At 69.5% G+C, this 1,010-nt stretch carries 2 protein-coding genes; both read left to right on the top strand.

All coding sequences use genetic code 11. The features are described from left to right. Positions 1–295, top strand: a 295-nt coding sequence (locus FKP22_RS33325; protein WP_170201215.1) for a hypothetical protein, incomplete at its 5' end; no start/stop codon positions are given. Between the two features lie 43 nt (positions 296–338). After that, the coding region (locus tag FKP22_RS31540) for an ExeA family protein (RefSeq protein WP_141292085.1) at positions 339–1,010 on the top strand (672 nt) is incomplete at its 3' end.

Raw genomic sequence — 1,010 nt, 5'->3', positions numbered from 1 at the left:
CTGGCTCGCCGGCACGCTGAGCACCAGCAGCAGCACCAGCGTGGCCGACCTCTCGGCCACCGGCCTGCTGCATGCCTTCTCGCTGCATCTGGCCACGCAGGGCGCCGTGAGCTACGACGCCAGCGGCAACCCGGTCAGCGGCACGCTCACGGTGGACCTGAGTGACAGGAACCGGCTGGAGGTCAGCGTGGGTGGCGGCAGCGTCACCGTGGGCGTGGACCTGGGGGCGGACGGCAGCGTGGACCGCAGCCACACGTGGACCCGCGGCGAGTGGCTGGCCAGCGCCGGCAGTTGAGCCGATCCCGGGCGGGGCGCCGGGGCAGTTATCCTGCCGCCCCATGTACGCGCCCTTCTTCGGCTTGAAACAAGCGCCGTTCTCGATCGCACCGGACCCGCATTACCTCTTCATGAGCGAGCGCCACCGCGAGGCGCTGGCCCATTTGCTGTACGGACTGGGCGGCGGTGGCGGCTTCGTGCTGCTGACCGGCGAGATCGGCGCCGGCAAGACAACGGTCTGCCGCTGCTTCCTGGAGCAGATCCCGCCCAGCTGCAACGTCGCCTACATCTTCAACCCCAAGCTCACGGTCACCGAGCTGCTGCAGGCCATCTGCGACGAGTTCCATGTGCCGGTGCCGCCCGGCGCGAAGACGGTGAAGGACTATGTCGACCCGCTGAACGCCTTCCTGCTGGCCCAGCACGCGGCCGGCCGGAACAACGTGCTGATCATCGACGAGGCACAGAACCTCTCGGCCGACGTGCTGGAGCAGCTGCGCCTCTTGACCAACCTGGAGACCAGCGAGCGCAAGCTGCTGCAGGTGGTGCTGATCGGCCAGCCCGAGCTGCGCGGCATCCTGGCCCGGCCAGAGCTGGAACAGCTGGCGCAACGTGTCATTGCCCGGTTCCACCTCGGCGCCCTATCCGAGGCCGAGACGGCGCAGTACATCCGCCACCGGCTGACGGTGGCCGGCCTCACCGGCGCGCTGCCATTCGACCGCAGCGCGCTGCGGCTG

This window comes from Ideonella azotifigens (assembly GCF_006519715.1).
Classification (GTDB): Bacteria; Pseudomonadota; Gammaproteobacteria; order Burkholderiales; family Burkholderiaceae_C; genus Ideonella; species Ideonella azotifigens.
The sequence above is the reverse complement of the archived record's forward strand: the minus strand, read 5'-3'. Positions and strand labels throughout refer to the sequence as shown.